A 17,313-nucleotide genomic window follows, 5' to 3' on the forward strand; every position below is an offset into this window, starting at 1 on the left:
TGAATGTCAAGTGACACTTTTGACGCCTCCTCCTGCCCCCGCGTCACGGCGAACGCGCAGGTCGGACATGTTTCAACCGGAAGGGCCGACCACGGCGGCGAACATGGCGACCACTTTCTGTATCAGATGCCACTGAAGGGCCGTGCACACTGGAGTTAGCATCGGGCGGACACCCGTAACCCTTCTTGTCAACCCCCGGGGGCGCGTATGACGGATCAGCCGGCGGCACCTGCCCAGCCGGCCCACCCCGCCGATCCTGCCGACCTCTTCGTCACGCTGTACGACGCGCTTCCCGACGGGCTGTTCGAGGGGTGGACGGTGACCGGATGGTCCAGCGATCCCGACGTCCTCCGCCAGGCCACCGAGCTCTCCGAGACCGTCCTGGAACTGGGCGAGCTGCCGCCCGAGACCACCGAGCGGTTCATCTCCCGGCACGGCCACCGCGGCCGGTTCACCCTGCTGCTCGGGCTCGACATCGCCCTGGCGCACGCCAACCCCTACGGCCCCTACCACGCCAGCCCCGCGATGACCGGCACGCTCGTCCGCTACCTGACCGAGGGGCGGTTCAACAGCGAGGCGACCGACGGGGCGCTGCTGCCGCGCTGCGCCTACCCGGGCAGGCCGCGGGGGCGCCGCGCCAAGGACGAGTTCTTCGGCGTGCACCGCGTCCCGGCCGAGTACTGGGACGGCGTCGAGCACGAGGTGCTCCCGGCCGTCCACGACGCCCACTTCCCCAAGGACCGTCCGGTGACGGTCGGGTGCGCGCCGCTGCTGGAGACGTTCGACGACATCGAGCTGTCGTTCGAGAAGCGGTTCGGCATGACCGTCTACCGGCTGCGCCCGGCCGACTCCCCGGGGCTGCGCACCCGCATCAAGACGATCCTGCGGCGGCTGGACGAGGCGGGCGCGCAGATCGCGGTGCTGCCGGAGGCGTCCCTCAACGACGCGCTGCTGGAGCACTGGAAGGAGGCCGCGTTCGACACCGCCGGACGCGACCGCGACGCGCATCCGCTGCGTTACCTGCTGCTCGGCAGCGGCCCCCTGGGCTCGACCGAGCCGCCGCCCAACCGCGCCGTCCTGCTGGACCGCTGGACGGGGCGCGAACTGCTCGTCCAGGACAAGCTGTCGGGCTTCACCCTGGACGCGGGGCAGATGCGCGAGTGGCGGCTGCCGCACGCGCCCACCGAGGGCGTCGCCGACGAGTACATCACCCCCGGCTCCACGGTCCGGATGCTGGACTGCTCGCTGGGCAGGCTCGCCGTGCTGATCTGCGAGGACCTCAGCCGCTCCATCACCTGGGACCGCGAGCTGCGCGCCTGCGGCGTGTCCCACCTGTTCGTGCCGATCTTCTCCAAGCCGATCCTGCCGTACCGGTGGGAGCAGCAGGGCGCCGAACGCCAGATCACCCTGCTCGGCAGCTGGGTGACGGTGGCCAACAGCCTGGCGGTCGGCGCCGCGATCCCCGAGACCGAGATCCTCCGGCCGCGTTACACCTGCCTGGTGGCGGGGCCGCGCGGTCTGGCACGTGCCACCTACGGCATGGAGATCCAGTTCGGCAGCGCCGAGACGGGCGACGAGCTGGGCCTGGTGGCGCCCGACGACGGCGACGAGCCGGGCGAGGGCGTGCTGCCGAGGGTCTTCCCGGGCGCCGTCCACAACATGTGGCACGACCACTGGCCGCGCCGCAAACGCTGAGCCGGGGGCACCGCGCCCACGCCACGGTGACTCATTCGACGGTGAACTCGGCGGGGCTGACCGCCGACCCGCCCGGCGTGGTGACGACGAGCCGCCCGCTCGTCGCGCCGGGCGGGACGACGACGCGCAGCCCGGTGTCGGTCACGTCCGTCGCGGGGGCGTCCGCCGCGCCGAACCGCACCGACGAGGCCGCTCCCAGCCCGACGCCGCGGACGGTCACCAGGCGGCCGACCGCGCCCGAGGCCGGCTCGACCGCGTCGATCTGCGGGCGCAGCGCCTGGTCGCGGCCCGGTTGCGGGGGCGACAGCAGCGTGGCGAACACCGCGCGCAGCTTCTCGGCCGTCTCGCGGGAGAACAGGCCGACCAGCGCGGCCACGGCGGTGATGCCGTAGGGGTTGAGGTCGGCGGCGGTGCCCGCCGGGGCGGTCAGGCCGCCGCGCAGCACCAGGTACACCATCAGCCCGAACGCGGCGCCGATGAACGGCAGAAACAGGTACATCAGCAGCCAGCTGCGGCGCAGCGACCGGTTGCCGACGTACCAGTACAGCGAGCGCAGCGCGTGCACGGTGGCGCCGATCGCCCCGGCGGCCGCCACGATGACGAACAGGCTGGTCTCGCGGGAGATCCGCGGGTCCCAGCCGAGCAGGTGGACGCGCACGGTCTCGGCGGGCGCCCGGGTGCCGCCGTCGGGCGCCGCCTCGGGCGCGGGCGGCCACGCCTGGACGAGCACCACGCCCAGCGCCGCCATCAGCAGCAGGAGGAACACCGCCATGACCGCGATGTCCCGCAGACGCGCGTGCCCGGTTCCGACCGGCGACTGGCCACTCACCCCCGGCGCCCCCTTCCGCGGACATATCGACACAGTGTGGCCGGGCGTTTCCGTGTGCGCACGGCATTTCGACGGGACGATCAACCCTCCGGCCCGCGGAATGGCGGCGCGGCCCGAAACATGCGCTTCGTCCGAACGCTCCGCCAAACCACGATGAAGGGGACCGAACCTGGCGATCCATTACAAATTGGTAGAGGGTTCACACAGGGTTCTTCCGGGTCGTGACCTGCGTGCCTACGCTCGCGCGCATGCTCCGAACCCCCACAGCCCGCGTGGCCGCGGCGGCGGTGTCCGCCGCGCTCCTCGCCGGAGGCCTCGTCGCACTCGGTGCGACGAGCGCCCAGGCGGCCCCGGGCGACGTCGTGATCAGCACCGTCTACGGAGGCGGCGGCAACTCCGGCGCGCCCTTCACCCATGACTATGTGGAACTGTTCAACCGCGGTTCCGCGCCGGTCGAGCTGGGCGGATGGTCCGTCCAGTACGCCAGCGCCACCGGCACCGGCACCTTCGCCTCCAACAAGGTCGACGTCACCGGGACCCTGGCGCCGGGCCAGTACCTGCTGATCCGGATGTCCGGCGGCACCACCGGCTCGCCGCTGCCCGCGCCCGACGTCACCGGCTCGCTGGCGCTGTCGGCCACCGCCGGCAAGGTGGCGCTGGTGCGCTCCACCCAGGGCCTGGCCTGCAACGGCGGTTCGGCGCCGTGCGACGCGACCCAGCGGGCGCAGATCGCCGACCTGGTCGGGTACGGCAACGCCGGCTTCTACGAGGGCGGCGGCGCGGCCCCCGCGACCTCGAACACCACCGCGGCCGTCCGCGGGTCCGGCGGCTGCGCGGACACCGACGACAACGCCGCCGACTTCTCGGCCGCCGCTCCGACCCCGCGCAACAGCGCGACCCCCAAGGCGCCCTGCGGCTCCACGCCCGACCCGGACCCGGAGCCCCGGCCCGACTGCACGACCCCCGCCAGCCACAAGATCTCCCAGGTGCAGGGCTCCGGCGACACCACCCCGCTGGCCGGTCGGACCGTGCGGGTGGAGGGCGTCGTCACCGGCGACTTCCAGCGCGGCGACCAGCTCGGCGGCTTCTACCTCCAGGACACGGCGCCCGACGGCGACCCCGCGACCTCCGAGGGCCTGTTCGCCTACGCGGGCACGTCCGTGACGGACGTGAAGGTCGGCGACCGCGTGTTCGTCACCGGCAGGGCCGTCGAGTTCAACGGGCTGACCGAGCTGTCGCCCGTCACCTCCGTGGACGTGTGCGGCACCGGGACCGTCGAGCCCACCGCCTACGACCTGGCGCGGGGCGACGGGACGAAGCTGGAGCACCTGGAGAACATGCTCGTCACGTTCCCCGAGAAGCTCACCGCCACCGAGCACTACCAGCTCGGCCGCTACGGCGAGGTGACGGTCTCGGCGGGCGGGCGCCTGTACCAGCCGACCGACCGGCCGGGCGTGACACAGGCCGGCAACGACCGGCGGCGCCTGCTGATCGACGACGGCTCGAACGTCCAGAACCCCCCGGCGGTTCCGTTCACCTCGCCGGAGGCGCTGCGGCTCGGCGACACCGTCACCGGGCTGACCGGCGTGCTGACCTACGGTTTCAGCAAGTACCGGCTCCAGCCGACGCGGCCCGTGGCCTTCCGCCGCGACAACCCGCGCCCGGCCGCCCCGGCCCCGGTCGGCGCCGCCAACGTCAAGGTGGCCTCGTTCAACACCCTCAACTGGTTCACCACGCTCGACCAGCGCGGCGCCGACACCGCGCAGGAACAGGAGCGCCAGCTCACCAAGCTGGTCGCCGCGCTCAAGGGCCTGGACGCCGACGTGGTCGGGCTGATGGAGGTCGAGAACAACGGCGACACCGCCGTCAAGGCCTTGGTGGACCGGCTGAACGCGGCCGTCGGGGCGGGCACCTACGCCTGGGTCCGCAACCCCGACCCGGGCACCGACGCCATCCACGTGGCGCTGATCTACCGTCCCGCCAAGGTCCGCCCGGTGGGCCAGGCCGTCTCGTCCGAGGACGCGGTGTTCGAGCGGCCCCCGCTGGCGCAGACCTTCCGGCGCGTGGGGGGCGGCGAGCCGTTCACCGTGATCGTCAACCACTTCAAGTCCAAGAGCTGCGGTGACGCCACCGGGCCCGACGCCGACCAGGGCGACGGGCAGGGCTGCTGGAACGCCCGGCGCGTCCGGCAGGCGCAGGCGGTGGCCGCGCTGGCCGGATCCGTCCCGCACCCGCTGGTGATCGGCGACCTGAACTCCTACGGCGAAGAGGACCCGATCAAGACGCTGCGGGCCGCCGGGCTGGCGAGCCAGACCGAGCGCTTCGTCCCGGCGGCGGGCCGCTACAGCTACGTCTTCGACGGCCAGGCCGGCGAACTCGACCACGTGCTGGCGGCCAGGTCCCTGGCCAAGCGGGTCACCGGCGCCACGATCTGGCACATCAACTCCGACGAGCCGACCATTCTCGACTACAACACCGAGTACAACCCGCCGTCCCTCTACAGGCCGGACGCGTTCCGCGCGTCCGACCACGACCCCGTCCTGATCGGGCTGCGGATGCACTGATCGGCGTTCGCTCGGCCGGGGTCCCGTCGCCGCGGCGGCGGGGCCTTGGCCGAGCGTTTGCTAGGGGCGTATGATCTCGGTCACATCCGCCTATGTGATCGGACGGTCGTCATGGCTACTGCCGCCTCCCCGCGGCTCGGGTTCGGGATCGGGCCGGACGGGACGTACACGCGCGGCGGGCAGGTCCTCGCGTTCGTGCTCGGCCTGTGGGCGATGCTGGCGTTCCTGCCGCTGCTGTTCGTCGGCGCCGTCCTCTACACGCGGGCCGAGGAGCGGTTCGCCGAGAACCCCGAGCGCGCACGCCACATGGTGACGTGGTCGTGGCTGAGCGTGTCGGTGCTGCCGCTGGTGCCGGTCGTGATCGGGGTCGGGATCTACCTGGCGGTCGCCTGAGCGGACGCGGCGGGAAGAGGACGAGGCCCTCGCCGGTTAGCACCGATCATGAGTGTGCCTCCGTTCTCGGTCCTCGACCTGGCTCCCGTCGCCAGCGGCTCCACGTCCGCGCAGGCGCTGCGCAACACCCTCAACCTGGCCCGGCACGCCGAGGCGCTCGGCTACCGCCGGTACTGGCTGGCCGAGCACCACGCCATGCCCGGCATCGCCAGCTCGGCGACGGCGGTGCTGATCGGGCAGGTGGCGGCGGCGACCGAGCGGATGCGGGTCGGCTCGGGCGGGATCATGCTGCCCAACCACGCGCCGATGGTGGTCGCCGAGCAGTTCGGGACGCTCGAGGCCCTGTACCCCGGACGCATCGACCTCGGCCTCGGCCGGGCGCCCGGCACCGACCAGGCCACGGCCCGCGCGCTGCGCCGCTCCCCCGACGCGCTGTCGGTGGACGACTTCCCCGAGCAGGTCGCCGAGCTGCGCGGCTACTTCCACCCCGAGAGCACCGTCACCCCGGCGGCGGGCAACGAGCCGCCCGTGTGGCTGCTGGGTTCCAGCGGGTACAGCGCCCGGCTGGCGGGGCTGCTGGGGCTGCCGTTCGCGTTCGCCCACCACTTCAGCGCCGAGAACACGCTGCCCGCGCTGCACGTCTACCGCGAGTCGTTCCGCCCGTCGCCGGCGCTGGAGCGGCCGTACGCGATGATCGCGGTGTCGGTGACCGCCGCGGAGAGCGACGAGCGCGCCCGTGAGCTGGCCGCCCCGCAGGCGCTGTCGTTCCTGCGGCTGCGGCAGGGGCGCCCCGGGCCGCTGCCCACCCCGGCGGAGACGGCGGCGCACCCGTACACGCCGCTGGAGCGGGAGATCATCCAGGCGCGGATGGACTCGCAGGTCGTCGGCGGCCCGGACACGGTGCGCCGGCAGATGGACGCGCTGGTCGAGCAGACGGCGGCCGACGAGGTCATGGTCACCACGATGGTGTACGACCACGCCGACCGCCTGCGCTCCTACGAGCTGCTGGCTGGGCTGTACGGTCTGCGGCCGGAGGCCGTGGCGTCGGCGCGTTAGCCGTCGAACGCCCGCTCCAGGATGTCCAGGCCCTCCCGCAGCAGGTGCTCGGGGATCACCAGCGGGGGCAGGAACCGCAGCACGTTGCCGTAGGTGCCGCAGGTGAGGACGAGCAGCCCGGCGGCGTGGCAGCGGCGGGCGATCTCGGCGGTCAGCACGGGGTCGGGCTCGGTGGAGCCGCCGCCCTTCACCAGCTCGATCGCGAGCATGGCGCCGCGTCCGCGCACGTCGCCGACGACGTCGTGCCGGGCGGCCTGCGCGCGCAGCCGGGGCAGCATGATCTCGCCGATCCGGCGGGCGCGGTCGACCAGGCCGCCGGTCTCGATCTCCTCCAGGACGGCCAGCGCCGCCTCGCACGCCAGCGGGTTGCCGCCGAAGGTGCCGCCGAGGCCGCCGCCGTGCACCCTGTCCATGATCTCGGCGCGTCCGGTGACGCCCGCCAGCGGCAGCCCGCCCGCGATGCCCTTGGCCGTGGTGACCAGGTCGGGGACGACGCCCTCGTGCTCGCAGGCGAACATGGCGCCGGTGCGGGCGAACCCGGTCTGCACCTCGTCGGCGATCAGCAGGATGCCGTTGGCGCGGCAGAACTCGGCCAGCGCGGGCAGGAAACCGGGCGCGGGGACGATGAAGCCGCCCTCGCCCTGGATCGGCTCGATCACCACGGCCGCCACGTTGGACGCGCCGATCTGCGCGCTGATCTGGTCGGCGACCTGCGCCGCCGCCTCGGGACCGCAGTTCTCCGGGCCGGTGGGCCAGCGGTAGGGGTAGGCCAGCGGCATCCGGTAGACCTCCGGCGCGTACGGCCCGAAGCCCTGCTTGTAGGGCATGTTCTTGGCCGTCAGCGTCATCGTCAGCAGGGTCCGGCCGTGGTAGCCGTGGTCGAACACCACCACCGCCTGCCGCCCGGTGGCGTACCGGGCGATCTTCACGGCGTTCTCCACGGCCTCGGCGCCGCTGTTGACCAGGAACGAGCGTTTGTCGTGGTCGCCGGGGGTCAGCCGGTTGAGGGCCTCGCACACCGCGACGTACGACTCGTACGGCGTGACCATGAAGCAGGTGTGGGTGAAGCGCTCCGCCTGGGCACGCACCCGCTCGGCCACGCGCGGGTTGGCGTTGCCGACGCTGGTGACCGCGATGCCCGAGCCGAAGTCGATCAGCGAGTTGCCGTCGGCGTCGACCACGACCCCGCCGCCGGCGTCGGTGACGTACACCGGCAGGACGCTGCCGACGCCCGGCGGCACGGCGGCGGCGCGGCGCGCCTGCAGCTCCCGCGAGCGCGGGCCGGGGATCTCGGTGACGACACGGCGTTCCTGCGGCAGGCGGGCGGCGGCCACGTCCGGCAGGGCGACCGCCGGAGCGTCGGTGATGTGGCTGGTCATGGGGTGAACATAAGCCGCCCGGCCCCTACGCTGAACAGTACGCGGCGGCGAAAATGACCCGCCCCGCTGGACATCTCGGAGCCGCCCATGCCACCCACGCTCGGCGCCGTGGCGGCGCTGCCGCACATCGGACTGCGGCCGCTGACCGGCGGGCCGCTGGACGCGCCGGTCCGGTGGGTGGCGGTCAGCGAGCTGGAGGACCCGACGCCGTTCCTGGAGGGCGGCGAGCTGCTGCTGACCACGGGCATGCGCGTCACCGCCGAGAACGCCGCCCCGTACGTGGCGCGGCTGGTCGCGCGCGGTGTCGCGGGGCTGGGCTTCGGCGTCGGCGTCAGCCACCCGCGGACTCCGCCGGAGCTGGTCGACGCGGCCCGCGAGCAGGGGCTGACGTTGCTGGAGGTGCCGCGCCCGGTGCCGTTCATCGCCGTCGGCAAGGCGGTGTCGCGGATGCTGGCCGCCGAGTGGTACGAGGACGTCACCCGCGCGTTCCAGGCCCAGCGCGAGCTGACGCGCGCCGCGCTCAGGGGGCCGGGGCCGCTGATCGCGACGCTGGCGCGCACGCTCGGCGGGTGGGCGCTGCTGCTGGACGCCGACGGCACCGTCCGGCACGCCGAACCGGCCCGCGCACGGCGCCGCGCCGCCGGTCTCGTCCCCGACCTGGACCGCCTGCGGCACGCACGCGCCGCGCCCGCGGTCAGCGTCGCCTCGTCCGGACAGGACGGGCACGTGGTCGTGCAGGGCGTCGGCGGGCTGGGACGCACCAGGCCGCGCGCGTTCCTGGCCGTCGGCACGGAGGCGCCGCTGCCGCACGTCGCGCACACGATCGTCGGGGCGGCCGTGGCGCTGCTGACGCTGCAGTCGGAGACGCCGCGCGCCGGGCGCGAGCTGCGCGCCGCGCTGGGCGCGCTGCTGCTGGGCCTGCCGCCGCAGGGCCGGGCGGTGCCCGATCCGCCGCTGCGGGTGCTGGTCTGCGCGGGCGGCACGGCGGTGCTCGACGCGCTGGAGGCCGACCCGGCCGCCGGCCGCTGCCTGGCCGTCCCGCGTCCCGGCGGCGCCTGCGCGGTGATCGTCCCGGAGGCGCTGGCCGAGCAGGTCATGGTGCTGGCGCAGGCGGGCGGCCCGGTCGGCGCCAGCGACCCCGTCGGCGTGGACGACCTGCGGCGGGCGCTCCGGCAGGCCGAACGCGCCCTCGCCGCCGCCCGCCGCGCCGGCCCCTCGGCCGCCCTGCGGCACCGCGACCTGCCGGGGCAGGGCCTGCTCGGCCTGCTCGACCCGGACGTCGCGCGCGGCTTCGCGGAGGCGCTGCTGGCTCCCCTGCGCGAGGCCGACCCGGCGCTCGTCCCGTCGCTGCGCGCCTACCTGGAGGCGAACGGGCAGGGCGAGGCGGCGGCGCGCGCGCTCGGCGTCCACCGGCACACCCTGCGCAGCCGCATGCGCAGGGCGGCCGAGCTGATCGGCCGCGACCTGGACGACCCGGCCGTCCGCGCCGAGCTGTGGGTCGCCCTGGCCGTCACGGCCGACGCGTCGCGTCCCCCGGAGGACGCCTCGCCATGACGGCCAGCGCGGCGGCGCCGATTGGACGCGCCGGAGACTGCCCGGCAGAGCCCGCGCGGATAGCGTGAGGACATGAACGTGACCCCATTCTGGCTGGCCGGTCGGCCCGCGACCGGTGACGACGAGCTGACCGTTACCCACCCCTACGACGGGCGCGTGGTGGGCACCGCCGCCGTCCCGACGCCGGCGCAGGTCGAGGAGGCGGTCGCCGCGGCCGACGCGGTGCGGGCGGCGGCCGCGGCGCTGCCGCTGCACGTGCGGGCCGAGGCCCTGGCGCACGTGTCGCGGCGGCTGGCCGAGCGCGCCGACGAGATCGCCCGGCTGATCACCGGCGAGAACGGCAAGCCGCTGATGTGGGCGCGGACCGAGGTGGCGCGGGCGGTGTCGACGTTCCGGTTCGCCGCCGAGGAGACCCGCCGCTGGAGCGGCACCACCCAGCGACTGGACACCGACCCCGCCGCGGCCGGCCGGATGGCCTACATCTCCCGGGTGCCGCGCGGGCCCGTGCTGGGCATCGCGCCGTTCAACTTCCCCCTCAACCTGACCGCGCACAAGATCGCCCCGGCGATCGCGGTGGGCACGCCGATCGTGGTCAAGCCCGCCCCGGCCACCCCGCTGTCGGCGCTGCTGCTCGGCGAACTGCTGGCCGAGACCGACCTGCCCGCCGGGATGTTCTCCGTCCTGCCGGTGCCCAACGACCGCGCCGGCGACCTGGTCGACGACCCGCGGCTGCCGATCGTGTCGTTCACCGGGTCGGTTCCGGTCGGCTGGTCGATCCGCGACCGGGTGCCGCGCAAGCACGTCACGCTCGAACTCGGCGGCAACGGCGCCGCGGTGGTGCTGCCGGACGCCGACCTGGACTGGGCCGCGTCCCGCATCGCCCTGTTCTCCAACTACCAGGCGGGACAGAGCTGCATAGCCGTCCAGCGCGTGTACGTCGACCGGTCGGTGCAGGACGAGTTCCTGCCCAGGCTGGTGGCCGCCGTCGACGGCCTGGTCACCGGCGACCCGTGGGACGACGGGACCCAGGTCGGGCCGCTGGTCAGCGAGGACGCCGCGCGGCGCGTGGAGGGCTGGGTGGACGAGGCGGTCGCCGCGGGCGCCCGCGTGCTTGCCGGCGGCACCCGGGAGGGCGCCACCTACGCCCCCACCGTGCTGGCCGACGTGCCTGCGGACGCGAAGGTGGCCCGCGAGGAGGTGTTCGGGCCGGTGCTGCTGGTGCAGGCCGTGGACGGGGTCGACGAGGCGTTCAAACTGGTGAACGACTCGGCGTTCGGGCTGCAGGCGGGCGTGTTCACCCGCAACCTGGACATCGCCTTCCGCGCGCACCGCGAGCTGGAGGTCGGCGGCGTGGTCATCGGCGACGTGCCGTCCTACCGGGCCGACCAGATGCCGTACGGGGGCGTCAAGGACTCGGGGGTGGGCCGCGAGGGCCTGCGGTCGGCCATGACCGACTACACCGAAGAGAAGGTCATGGTGCTGACCGGCCTGCCGCTGTGACCGTGCCCGGCGGGCGGCCCGCCGTCGGCGCCGCCCGCCGCGTCAGCGTGAGCCGGCGGCCTCGGCGTGGTCGGCGGGCGCGGCGCCCCGCCGGTAGGCGCTGGGGCTCGTTCCGTAGGTGCGTTTGAACGCCGAACTGAAACCGAAGGCGTCGGAGTAGCCGACGCGCCGCGCCACGGACGCGACCGTCGCGGCGGGGTCGGCGAGCATGTCGGCGGCCAGCGCCATCCGCCACGACGTCAGGTACGCCAGCGGCGGCTCGCCCACCAGGTCGGTGAACCGGCGGGCCAGCGTGCTGCGCGAGACGCCCGCCACGGCGGCCAGCGACGCCAGCGTCCACGGCCGGGACGGCTCGTCGTGGATCGCGCGCAGCGCCGGGCCCACCGCGTCGTCGCCCAGTGCCGCGTACCAGCCCGGCAGCGTCACGCCGGGCTGGTCGAACCAGTCGCGCAGCGTGCACACCAGCAGCCAGTCGAGCAGGCGGTCCAGGACGATCTGGCGGCCCGGACGGCCGGGCGCGAGCTGCGCCGTCAGGTAGTCGCGCATGGGGGTGCAGTCCTCGGCGTCCGCCACCACCAGCAGCGGCGGCAGCAACCGCACCAGGCGCCGCGCCACCTCGCCCTTGGCCTCGTAGGCCCCCACCATCAGCACGGTGTCGCCGGACAGGTCGCCCAGGGGGCCGCCGCAGGTGACGTCGCGGGTCGCGCGGGGCGTGGCGGTGTCGGCGAACACGAACGGCTCGGTGCCGCGCACGACCGCCGCCTCGCCGACCCGCAGGGGACGCGCCCGGTTGCCCTGCACCAGCCAGCCTTGGCCGCGCAGCGGAGCGCACAGGGTCAGCGACGGGCAGTCGGGAAAGCGCAGCCCCCACGGCGGTGTCAGCGCGGACGCGCCGAACACGACCCCTTCCCCGCGCACGCCTCGCAACAGGTCGTCGAACGGATCCACGCCGCCACGATAGCCAGCGCTGCGGTCGAGACGATCGGACATCCCTCCCGGACGCCCGTCCATGGCCCCGGCGGCCCGCCGCCGGTTGGCTGGCGACCATGAACGCGCGCGTTTCGAGGGGCGCCCGGCGCCGTGCGCTGGGCCTGGTCTTCCTGCTCCTGCCCACCTTCCTGCTCACCGTCGACCTCGGCGTGCTGTGGCTGGCCACCCCGCCGCTGACGGCCGACCTGGCACCCACCAGCACCCAGCTGCTGTGGATCAACGACGTCTACGGGCTGGTGGTGGCGAGCCTGCTGGTGCTGGCGGGCAACCTCGGCGACCGGTTCGGACGGCGCCGGCTGCTGCTGCTCGGCGTGGCCCTGTTCATGGTCGCGTCGCTGGTGGCCGCGTATGCGCCGAGTCCCGAGGTGCTCATCGCCGGCCGGGCGATGCTGGGGGCGGCGAGCGCGGCGATCGTCCCCTCCACGCTGGCGCTGATCTCGAACATGTTCACCGATCCGCGGCGGCGGGCCCGGGCGATCGCGCTGTGGGTGACCGCGCTGTCGTCCGGCATCGCCGTCGGACCGGCGGTCAGCGGGATCATGCTGGAGTACTTCTGGTGGGGGTCGGTGTTCCTGCTCGGCGTGCCGGTCATGGCGGCCACGCTGGTGGTGACCCCGCTGACCGTGCCCGAGCACGCCGACCCGCACGCGCCGCGGCTGGACGTGGCGGGCATGCCGCTGCTGCTGGGGACGCTGCTGCCGTTCGTCTACGCGATCAAGAGCCTGGGCGAGGACGGTCCGGGCGCGGTGCCGGTGGCCGCGCTGGCGGTGGCGGCGGCGTCCGGGACGGCGTTCGTGCGCCGTCAGCGCCGCGTCCCCAACCCGCTGATCGACCTGCGGCTGTTCGCCGACCGGACGTTCGGCGCGGCGCTGCTGCTGCTGTTCGTGGGGCTGGCGGCGATGAACAGCGTGGAGTACCTGGCGCCGCAGTACCTGCGGCTCGTGGCGGACGTGCCGTCGGCGCGGGCGGGGCTGCTGACGGTGCTGCCCGCGATCGGCCTGGCGGTCGGGTCGCAGGCCACCCCCGTGCTGGCACGGCGGATGCGGCCCGCGTACGTGGTGGCGGTGGCGGCGGTCCCGGCGATCATCGCGTTCCTGGGGATGCTGGCGCTGCCCGCCGACGGTTCGGGCGTCGTCCTGGCGGCCCTCACCACGACGGTCATGATGGTCGGCCTGGCGCCGATCACCGTGCTCGGCACCGACATCGCCGTGGGGGCCGCGCCCCCGGCCAAGGCCGGCCAGGCGGCCTCGATCGGGCAGACCGCCTACGAACTGGGCCTGGCCTTCGGGATCGCGGCGACCGGGAGCGTCATGGCCGCCGTGTACCGCGGGCACGTCCGCGCCGAGGCGCCCGCGGGCGTGCCCGCCCACGTGGTGGACGAGGCGGCGGGCAGCATCGGCGGGGCGGTCCTCGCCGAACGCGCCGGAGCGGAGCTGACGGCGGTCGTCCGTGCGGCCTTCACCGCGGGCTTTCACGTCGCGGCGCTGGTCGGCGCGGCCCTGACCGTCCTGCTGCTCGTGCTGTCGGTCGTGCTCCTGCGGCATGTCGGTCCGCTCGGCCGGCCCGGGCCGCGGGCCGCCGAACCGGCCGGCCGCGAGCCCCGCGCCACCCGAAGCTGACCTTTCCGCAGACGATTCTTTGGGCGGAATTTGCCTCCGCAGCCCGAAAACGGAATGTGTCTAATTCTGTACGTGAAGTTGTTGTTTCGCCCTATATGTCGGGGGTAGTGCGGGCACAAGCCGGTGTTTAGGCGAGGTGCAGGACGCATGAAGTTTCGGACGGGACTGGTCGCGGGGGTCGCGGCCTACCTCGGCGCCCGCGCCGCCGGGGCGGCGCTCCGCCGGGTGGAGCCGGGACGGCGGCTGACGCGGGCGCTGACCACGCGGCTGGACGCCCAGGTCGACCGCACCGTGCGGAAACTCACGGCGAGGGCCGAGCAGGGCGGCCCGGTGCTGAAGGGCGCGCTGGCCGGTGCGCGTGCGCTGGCCGAGGGCAAGTCACCGGCGCGCGCCGTGATGAGCGCGGTGTGGACCGTGTTCAAGGAGACGCTCAAGGGGATCTTCGGCGGCGGCCGAAAGGGGAAGACGATCAACATCGTCGAGCACATCGACATCGGCGCGCCCCGCCGGATGGTCTACGACCAGTGGACCCAGTTCCAGGACTTCCCGTCCTTCATGAAGAAGGTCATCAGCGTCAACCAGGAGACCGACGAGAAACTCAACTGGACCGCCCAGATCTTCTGGTCCACCCGAAGCTGGGAATCCACCATCACCCAGCAGATCCCCGACGAACAGATCGTCTGGCAGTCCAAAGGCGCTAAAGGCCACGTCGACGGCAGCGTCTCCTTCCACGAACTCACACCCGACATGACCCGCGTCCTGCTCTCCCTCGAATACCACCCCAAAGGATTCTTCGAGAAGACCGCCAACATCTGGCGCGCCCAGGGACGCCGCGTACGACTCGAACTCAAACACTTCCGGCGCCACCTCATGACCCACGTCATCACCCACCCCGAAGAACTCCACGGATGGCGCGGCGAGATCCGCGGCGGCCAGGTCGTCGGCGAGCGCCGGAGCGGCGCACAGAGAATCCCGCAGGCATCGAGTTAGGCGGAGGTCTACGCATCATGAAACTGCCCAAGGGGACGAGCCGGCTGGTGATGGGACGGCTCGCCAAACGGCTGCCGGTCGGCGGCAAGCGGTCGCCGGTCGACCAGGTCACCGACATCCTGACCGCGGGCGGGAAAAAGATCCCGATCCCCATCAACCGCACCACGGGCGCGGCCGGCGGGGCGCTGCTCGGGGTCGGTGCCGCGATCGCGGCCGCGCGGGTGATCGGCCGCCTCAGCCAGCGCGAGAAGGAGGAGAGCCCGGCGGGCGCGGCCGGTTCCGTGGCGAAGTCGGCGGTGTCCGCGGCCAAGTCCGCGGTCTCCGGGGTCACGACCGAGGCCCCGGCCGAGACCGAGAAGGCGGCGGAGGGCGAGCCGGAGGCGGCCCGCGGCGAGAAGAAGGAGGGCAAGGGCCCCGGCCGGCTCAAGGGCCTGCTCGGCAAGGTCATGGGACGCGGCGGACGCGGCGGCGGCAAGAAGATCAAGGTCACCAACATCGTCGAGCACATCGACATCGGCGCGCCCCGCCGGATGGTCTACGACCAGTGGACCCAGTTCCAGGACTTCCCCTCCTTCATGAAGAAGGTCATCAGCGTCAACCAGGAGACCGACGAGAAACTCAACTGGACCGCCCAAATCTTCTGGTCCACCCGAAGCTGGGAATCCACCATCACCCAGCAGATCCCCGACGAACAGATCGTCTGGCAGTCCAAAGGCGCCAAAGGCCACGTCGACGGCAGCGTCTCCTTCCACGAACTCACACCCGACATGACCCGCGTCCTGCTCTCCCTCGAATACCACCCCAAAGGATTCTTCGAGAAGACCGCCAACATCTGGCGCGCCCAGGGACGCCGCGTACGACTCGAACTCAAACACTTCCGGCGCCACCTCATGACCCACGTCATCACCCACCCCGAAGAACTCCACGGATGGCGCGGCGAGATCCGCGACAGCGAGGTCGTCGTGAGTCACGAGGACGCGGTCGCCGAAGAGGGCGGCGAGGAGAAGCCGGCCCCCGAGGAGCCGCGCCGCGAGGGTGAGCGCGCCGAGGAGCGCGAGTACGAGGAGGTCTGAGCACCGCGACGCGGTCCGCGGCGGTCAGCCCGTCCGGCCGAGCCGGCGGTGACGGGCCGCGCGGGCGGAGTGGTCGACGGCGGGCAGGCTCGCCAGCTCGTGTTCGAGGACGACGGCGAGGCGGGCGCAGAACGCGCCGGGTTCGTCGGCGGCGTCGGGACGCTCGGCGATGACCGCGTCGACGACACCGTCGCGCAGCAGGTCGCCGGAACGCACGCCCTGGGCCGTGGCCATCTCGGCTGCCCGGGCGGTGGTGCGGTGCACGATCGCCGAGGCGCCCTCGGGCGGCAGCGGCGACAGCCAGGCGTGCCGGGCGCACAGCACCCGGTCGGCGGGCAGCAGCGCCAGCGCCGCTCCCCCGGTGCCCTCGCCGAGCAGCAGGCACAGCGTCGGCGCGGCGAGCGTGATCAGCTCGGCCAGGCAGCGGGCGATCTCCCCGGCCAGGCCGCGTTCCTCCGCCTCGGCCGACAGCACCGCGCCGGGCGTGTCCACCACGGTCAGCAGCGGCAGGCCCAGCTCGGCGGCCAGCCGCATGCCGCGCCGGGCGACGCGCAGCCCGGCGGGCCCGAGCGGATGGCCGGAGCGCTGGCTGAGCCGGTCCTGGCCCACGACCACGCACGGCGCCGAGCCGAAGCGGGCGAGCGCGAGCAGCAGCCCGGGATCGGCCTCGCCCGCGCCCGTCCCGGACAGCGGCGTCACGTCGGACGCGCCGTGGCGCAGCAGGTCGCGGACGCCGGGCCGCTCCGGACGCCGCGACCGGGAGATCGACTCCCAGGCGGGCACGTCCGGCGGTTCCTCGAAGAACGTCGCCAGGGACTCCGCGGCGGGCGGCGGTGTGCGCGGCGCGGGGGCGCCGCACAGCACGTTCAGCGCGCGGGAGGTGCTCTCGGCCAGCTCGTCGACGCCGACGACGGCGTCCACCACGCCCTTGGCGGCCAGGTTCTCGGCGACCTGCACGCCGTCCGGGAACGGCTCGCCGCGCAGCGCCTCGTGGACGCGCGGCCCGAGGAAGCCGATCAGCGCCCCCGGCTCGGCCGCGGTGACGTGCCCGAGCGACCCCCAGGACGCCAGCACCCCGCCGGTGGTGGGATGCCGCAGGTAGACCAGGTAGGGCAGCCCGGCCGCGCGGTGCGCCATGACGGCGGCGGCGATCCGGGCCATCTGCACGAACGCGACCGTGCCCTCCTGCATGCGGGTGCCGCCGGACGACGGCGCGGCCAGCAGCGGCAGCCGTTCGCGGGTCGCGCGTTCCACGGCGGCGACGATCCGGTCGGCGGTGGCCACGCCGATCGACCCGGCGAGGAAGGCGAACTCCGACACCACGAACGCCACGCGCCGTCCGCGCAGCCGTCCCTCGCCGGTGATGACGGCCTCGTCGCAGCCGCTGCGCTCGCGGGCCGCCGCCAGCTCCCGCGCGTAGGGCGAGCCGGGTTCGGCGACGGCGGCCGGCGGCCGGTCCCAGGAGACCCAGCTGCCGGGATCGAGGACGTGGGCGACCAGCGCCGCGGCCCGCACGCCGCGCCGAGCGCCGCCGAAGGACCGCTCGGCCGGGGCCGCGCCGGAGGAACGGGACGGTCGTGATCGCGGCCCGCCGTTCATGTCCCGAAGCGTAGCGGGACGGTCAACCCCCGCCCCCACCCGGCCACCCGTCGTGCGCCGCGGGGATCGGTG

13 protein-coding genes are annotated in these 17,313 nt (G+C 74.0%); 9 read left to right on the forward strand and 4 right to left on the reverse strand.

Going from position 1 to position 17,313, the window contains the following annotated elements:
- Positions 1 to 207: 207 nt before the first annotated feature.
- A complete protein-coding gene (locus tag ABD811_RS25735; protein WP_344952608.1) occupies positions 208 to 1,695 on the forward strand; it encodes a hypothetical protein in 1,488 nt (495 codons plus the stop codon).
- Positions 1,696 to 1,726: 31 nt separating this feature from the next.
- Here the strand turns inward: ABD811_RS25735 and ABD811_RS25740 are convergent, their stop codons facing one another.
- A complete protein-coding gene (locus ABD811_RS25740) occupies positions 1,727 to 2,524 on the reverse strand; it encodes an IPT/TIG domain-containing protein (RefSeq protein WP_344952610.1) in 798 nt (265 codons plus the stop codon).
- A 248-nt stretch (positions 2,525 to 2,772) separates the two neighbouring features.
- Here ABD811_RS25740 and ABD811_RS25745 point away from each other — a divergent pair, with 248 nt between their 5' ends.
- The 3 genes from ABD811_RS25745 (at position 2,773) to ABD811_RS25755 (ending at position 6,537) form a co-directional block, all read left to right on the forward strand.
- Entirely contained in the window at positions 2,773 to 5,088 is a 2,316-nt protein-coding gene (locus ABD811_RS25745; RefSeq protein WP_344952612.1) for an ExeM/NucH family extracellular endonuclease, read from the forward strand.
- A 111-nt stretch (positions 5,089 to 5,199) separates the two neighbouring features.
- Positions 5,200 to 5,481: a hypothetical protein gene (locus ABD811_RS25750; protein WP_344952613.1), complete on the forward strand. Its 282-nt coding sequence runs from the start codon at positions 5,200 to 5,202 to the stop codon at positions 5,479 to 5,481.
- Between the two features lie 48 nt (positions 5,482 to 5,529).
- On the forward strand, positions 5,530 to 6,537 hold the full coding sequence (locus ABD811_RS25755; RefSeq protein ID WP_344952615.1) for an LLM class flavin-dependent oxidoreductase: 1,008 nt from the start codon (positions 5,530 to 5,532) through the stop codon (positions 6,535 to 6,537).
- On the opposite strand, the gene gabT is transcribed toward ABD811_RS25755, so the two are convergent.
- Positions 6,534 to 7,916 (reverse strand): 4-aminobutyrate--2-oxoglutarate transaminase, encoded by a 1,383-nt coding sequence (gabT, locus tag ABD811_RS25760; protein WP_425549459.1) that lies wholly within the window; start codon positions 7,914 to 7,916, stop codon positions 6,534 to 6,536. The genes ABD811_RS25755 and gabT overlap by 4 nt on opposite strands.
- 87 nt (positions 7,917 to 8,003) lie before the next feature.
- Here gabT and ABD811_RS25765 point away from each other — a divergent pair, with 87 nt between their 5' ends.
- The gene (locus ABD811_RS25765; protein WP_344952617.1) at positions 8,004 to 9,470 is read left to right on the forward strand and encodes a PucR family transcriptional regulator ligand-binding domain-containing protein; all 1,467 of its coding nucleotides are present in this window, start codon (positions 8,004 to 8,006) and stop codon (positions 9,468 to 9,470) included.
- 72 nt (positions 9,471 to 9,542) lie between these two features.
- Positions 9,543 to 10,970, forward strand: a complete 1,428-nt coding sequence (locus tag ABD811_RS25770; protein ID WP_344952618.1) for an aldehyde dehydrogenase family protein — start codon at positions 9,543 to 9,545, stop codon at positions 10,968 to 10,970.
- Between the two features lie 42 nt (positions 10,971 to 11,012).
- Here ABD811_RS25770 and ABD811_RS25775 read toward each other — a convergent pair whose 3' ends face one another.
- A complete protein-coding gene (locus ABD811_RS25775) occupies positions 11,013 to 11,918 on the reverse strand; it encodes an AraC family transcriptional regulator (RefSeq protein WP_344952619.1) in 906 nt (301 codons plus the stop codon).
- A 98-nt stretch (positions 11,919 to 12,016) separates the two neighbouring features.
- Here ABD811_RS25775 and ABD811_RS25780 point away from each other — a divergent pair, with 98 nt between their 5' ends.
- The 3 genes from ABD811_RS25780 to ABD811_RS25790 all read left to right on the forward strand — a co-directional run bounded on the left by ABD811_RS25780 (position 12,017) and on the right by ABD811_RS25790 (position 15,642).
- On the forward strand, positions 12,017 to 13,579 hold the full coding sequence (locus tag ABD811_RS25780) for an MFS transporter (RefSeq protein ID WP_344952620.1): 1,563 nt from the start codon (positions 12,017 to 12,019) through the stop codon (positions 13,577 to 13,579).
- A gap of 147 nt (positions 13,580 to 13,726) precedes the next feature.
- The gene (locus tag ABD811_RS25785) at positions 13,727 to 14,569 is read left to right on the forward strand and encodes an SRPBCC family protein (protein WP_344952621.1); all 843 of its coding nucleotides are present in this window, start codon (positions 13,727 to 13,729) and stop codon (positions 14,567 to 14,569) included.
- 17 nt (positions 14,570 to 14,586) lie between these two features.
- Positions 14,587 to 15,642, forward strand: a complete 1,056-nt coding sequence (locus ABD811_RS25790; protein WP_344952622.1) for an SRPBCC family protein — start codon at positions 14,587 to 14,589, stop codon at positions 15,640 to 15,642.
- A 24-nt stretch (positions 15,643 to 15,666) separates the two neighbouring features.
- Here ABD811_RS25790 and ABD811_RS25795 read toward each other — a convergent pair whose 3' ends face one another.
- Positions 15,667 to 17,241 (reverse strand): carboxyl transferase domain-containing protein, encoded by a 1,575-nt coding sequence (locus ABD811_RS25795; protein WP_344952623.1) that lies wholly within the window; start codon positions 17,239 to 17,241, stop codon positions 15,667 to 15,669.
- Positions 17,242 to 17,313 lie beyond the last annotated feature (72 nt).

The organism is Actinomadura miaoliensis (genome assembly GCF_039536785.1).
Classification (GTDB): domain Bacteria; phylum Actinomycetota; class Actinomycetes; order Streptosporangiales; family Streptosporangiaceae; genus Spirillospora; species Spirillospora miaoliensis.

Bases quoted from the DNA above. Each gene is read 5' to 3' on its own strand.
- ABD811_RS25755 (WP_344952615.1), top strand. From the start codon at position 5,530: ATGAGTGTGCCTCCGTTCTCGGTCCTCGACCTGGCTCCCGTCGCCAGC.
- ABD811_RS25745 (WP_344952612.1), top strand. From the start codon at position 2,773: ATGCTCCGAACCCCCACAGCCCGCGTGGCCGCGGCGGCGGTGTCCGCC.
- ABD811_RS25785 (WP_344952621.1), top strand. From the start codon at position 13,727: ATGAAGTTTCGGACGGGACTGGTCGCGGGGGTCGCGGCCTACCTCGGC.
- gabT (WP_425549459.1), bottom strand. From the start codon at position 7,916: ATGACCAGCCACATCACCGACGCTCCGGCGGTCGCCCTGCCGGACGTG.
- ABD811_RS25735 (WP_344952608.1), top strand. From the start codon at position 208: ATGACGGATCAGCCGGCGGCACCTGCCCAGCCGGCCCACCCCGCCGAT.
- ABD811_RS25790 (WP_344952622.1), top strand. From the start codon at position 14,587: ATGAAACTGCCCAAGGGGACGAGCCGGCTGGTGATGGGACGGCTCGCC.
- ABD811_RS25765 (WP_344952617.1), top strand. From the start codon at position 8,004: ATGCCACCCACGCTCGGCGCCGTGGCGGCGCTGCCGCACATCGGACTG.
- ABD811_RS25780 (WP_344952620.1), top strand. From the start codon at position 12,017: ATGAACGCGCGCGTTTCGAGGGGCGCCCGGCGCCGTGCGCTGGGCCTG.
- ABD811_RS25770 (WP_344952618.1), top strand. From the start codon at position 9,543: ATGAACGTGACCCCATTCTGGCTGGCCGGTCGGCCCGCGACCGGTGAC.
- ABD811_RS25750 (WP_344952613.1), top strand. From the start codon at position 5,200: ATGGCTACTGCCGCCTCCCCGCGGCTCGGGTTCGGGATCGGGCCGGAC.
- ABD811_RS25795 (WP_344952623.1), bottom strand. From the start codon at position 17,241: ATGAACGGCGGGCCGCGATCACGACCGTCCCGTTCCTCCGGCGCGGCC.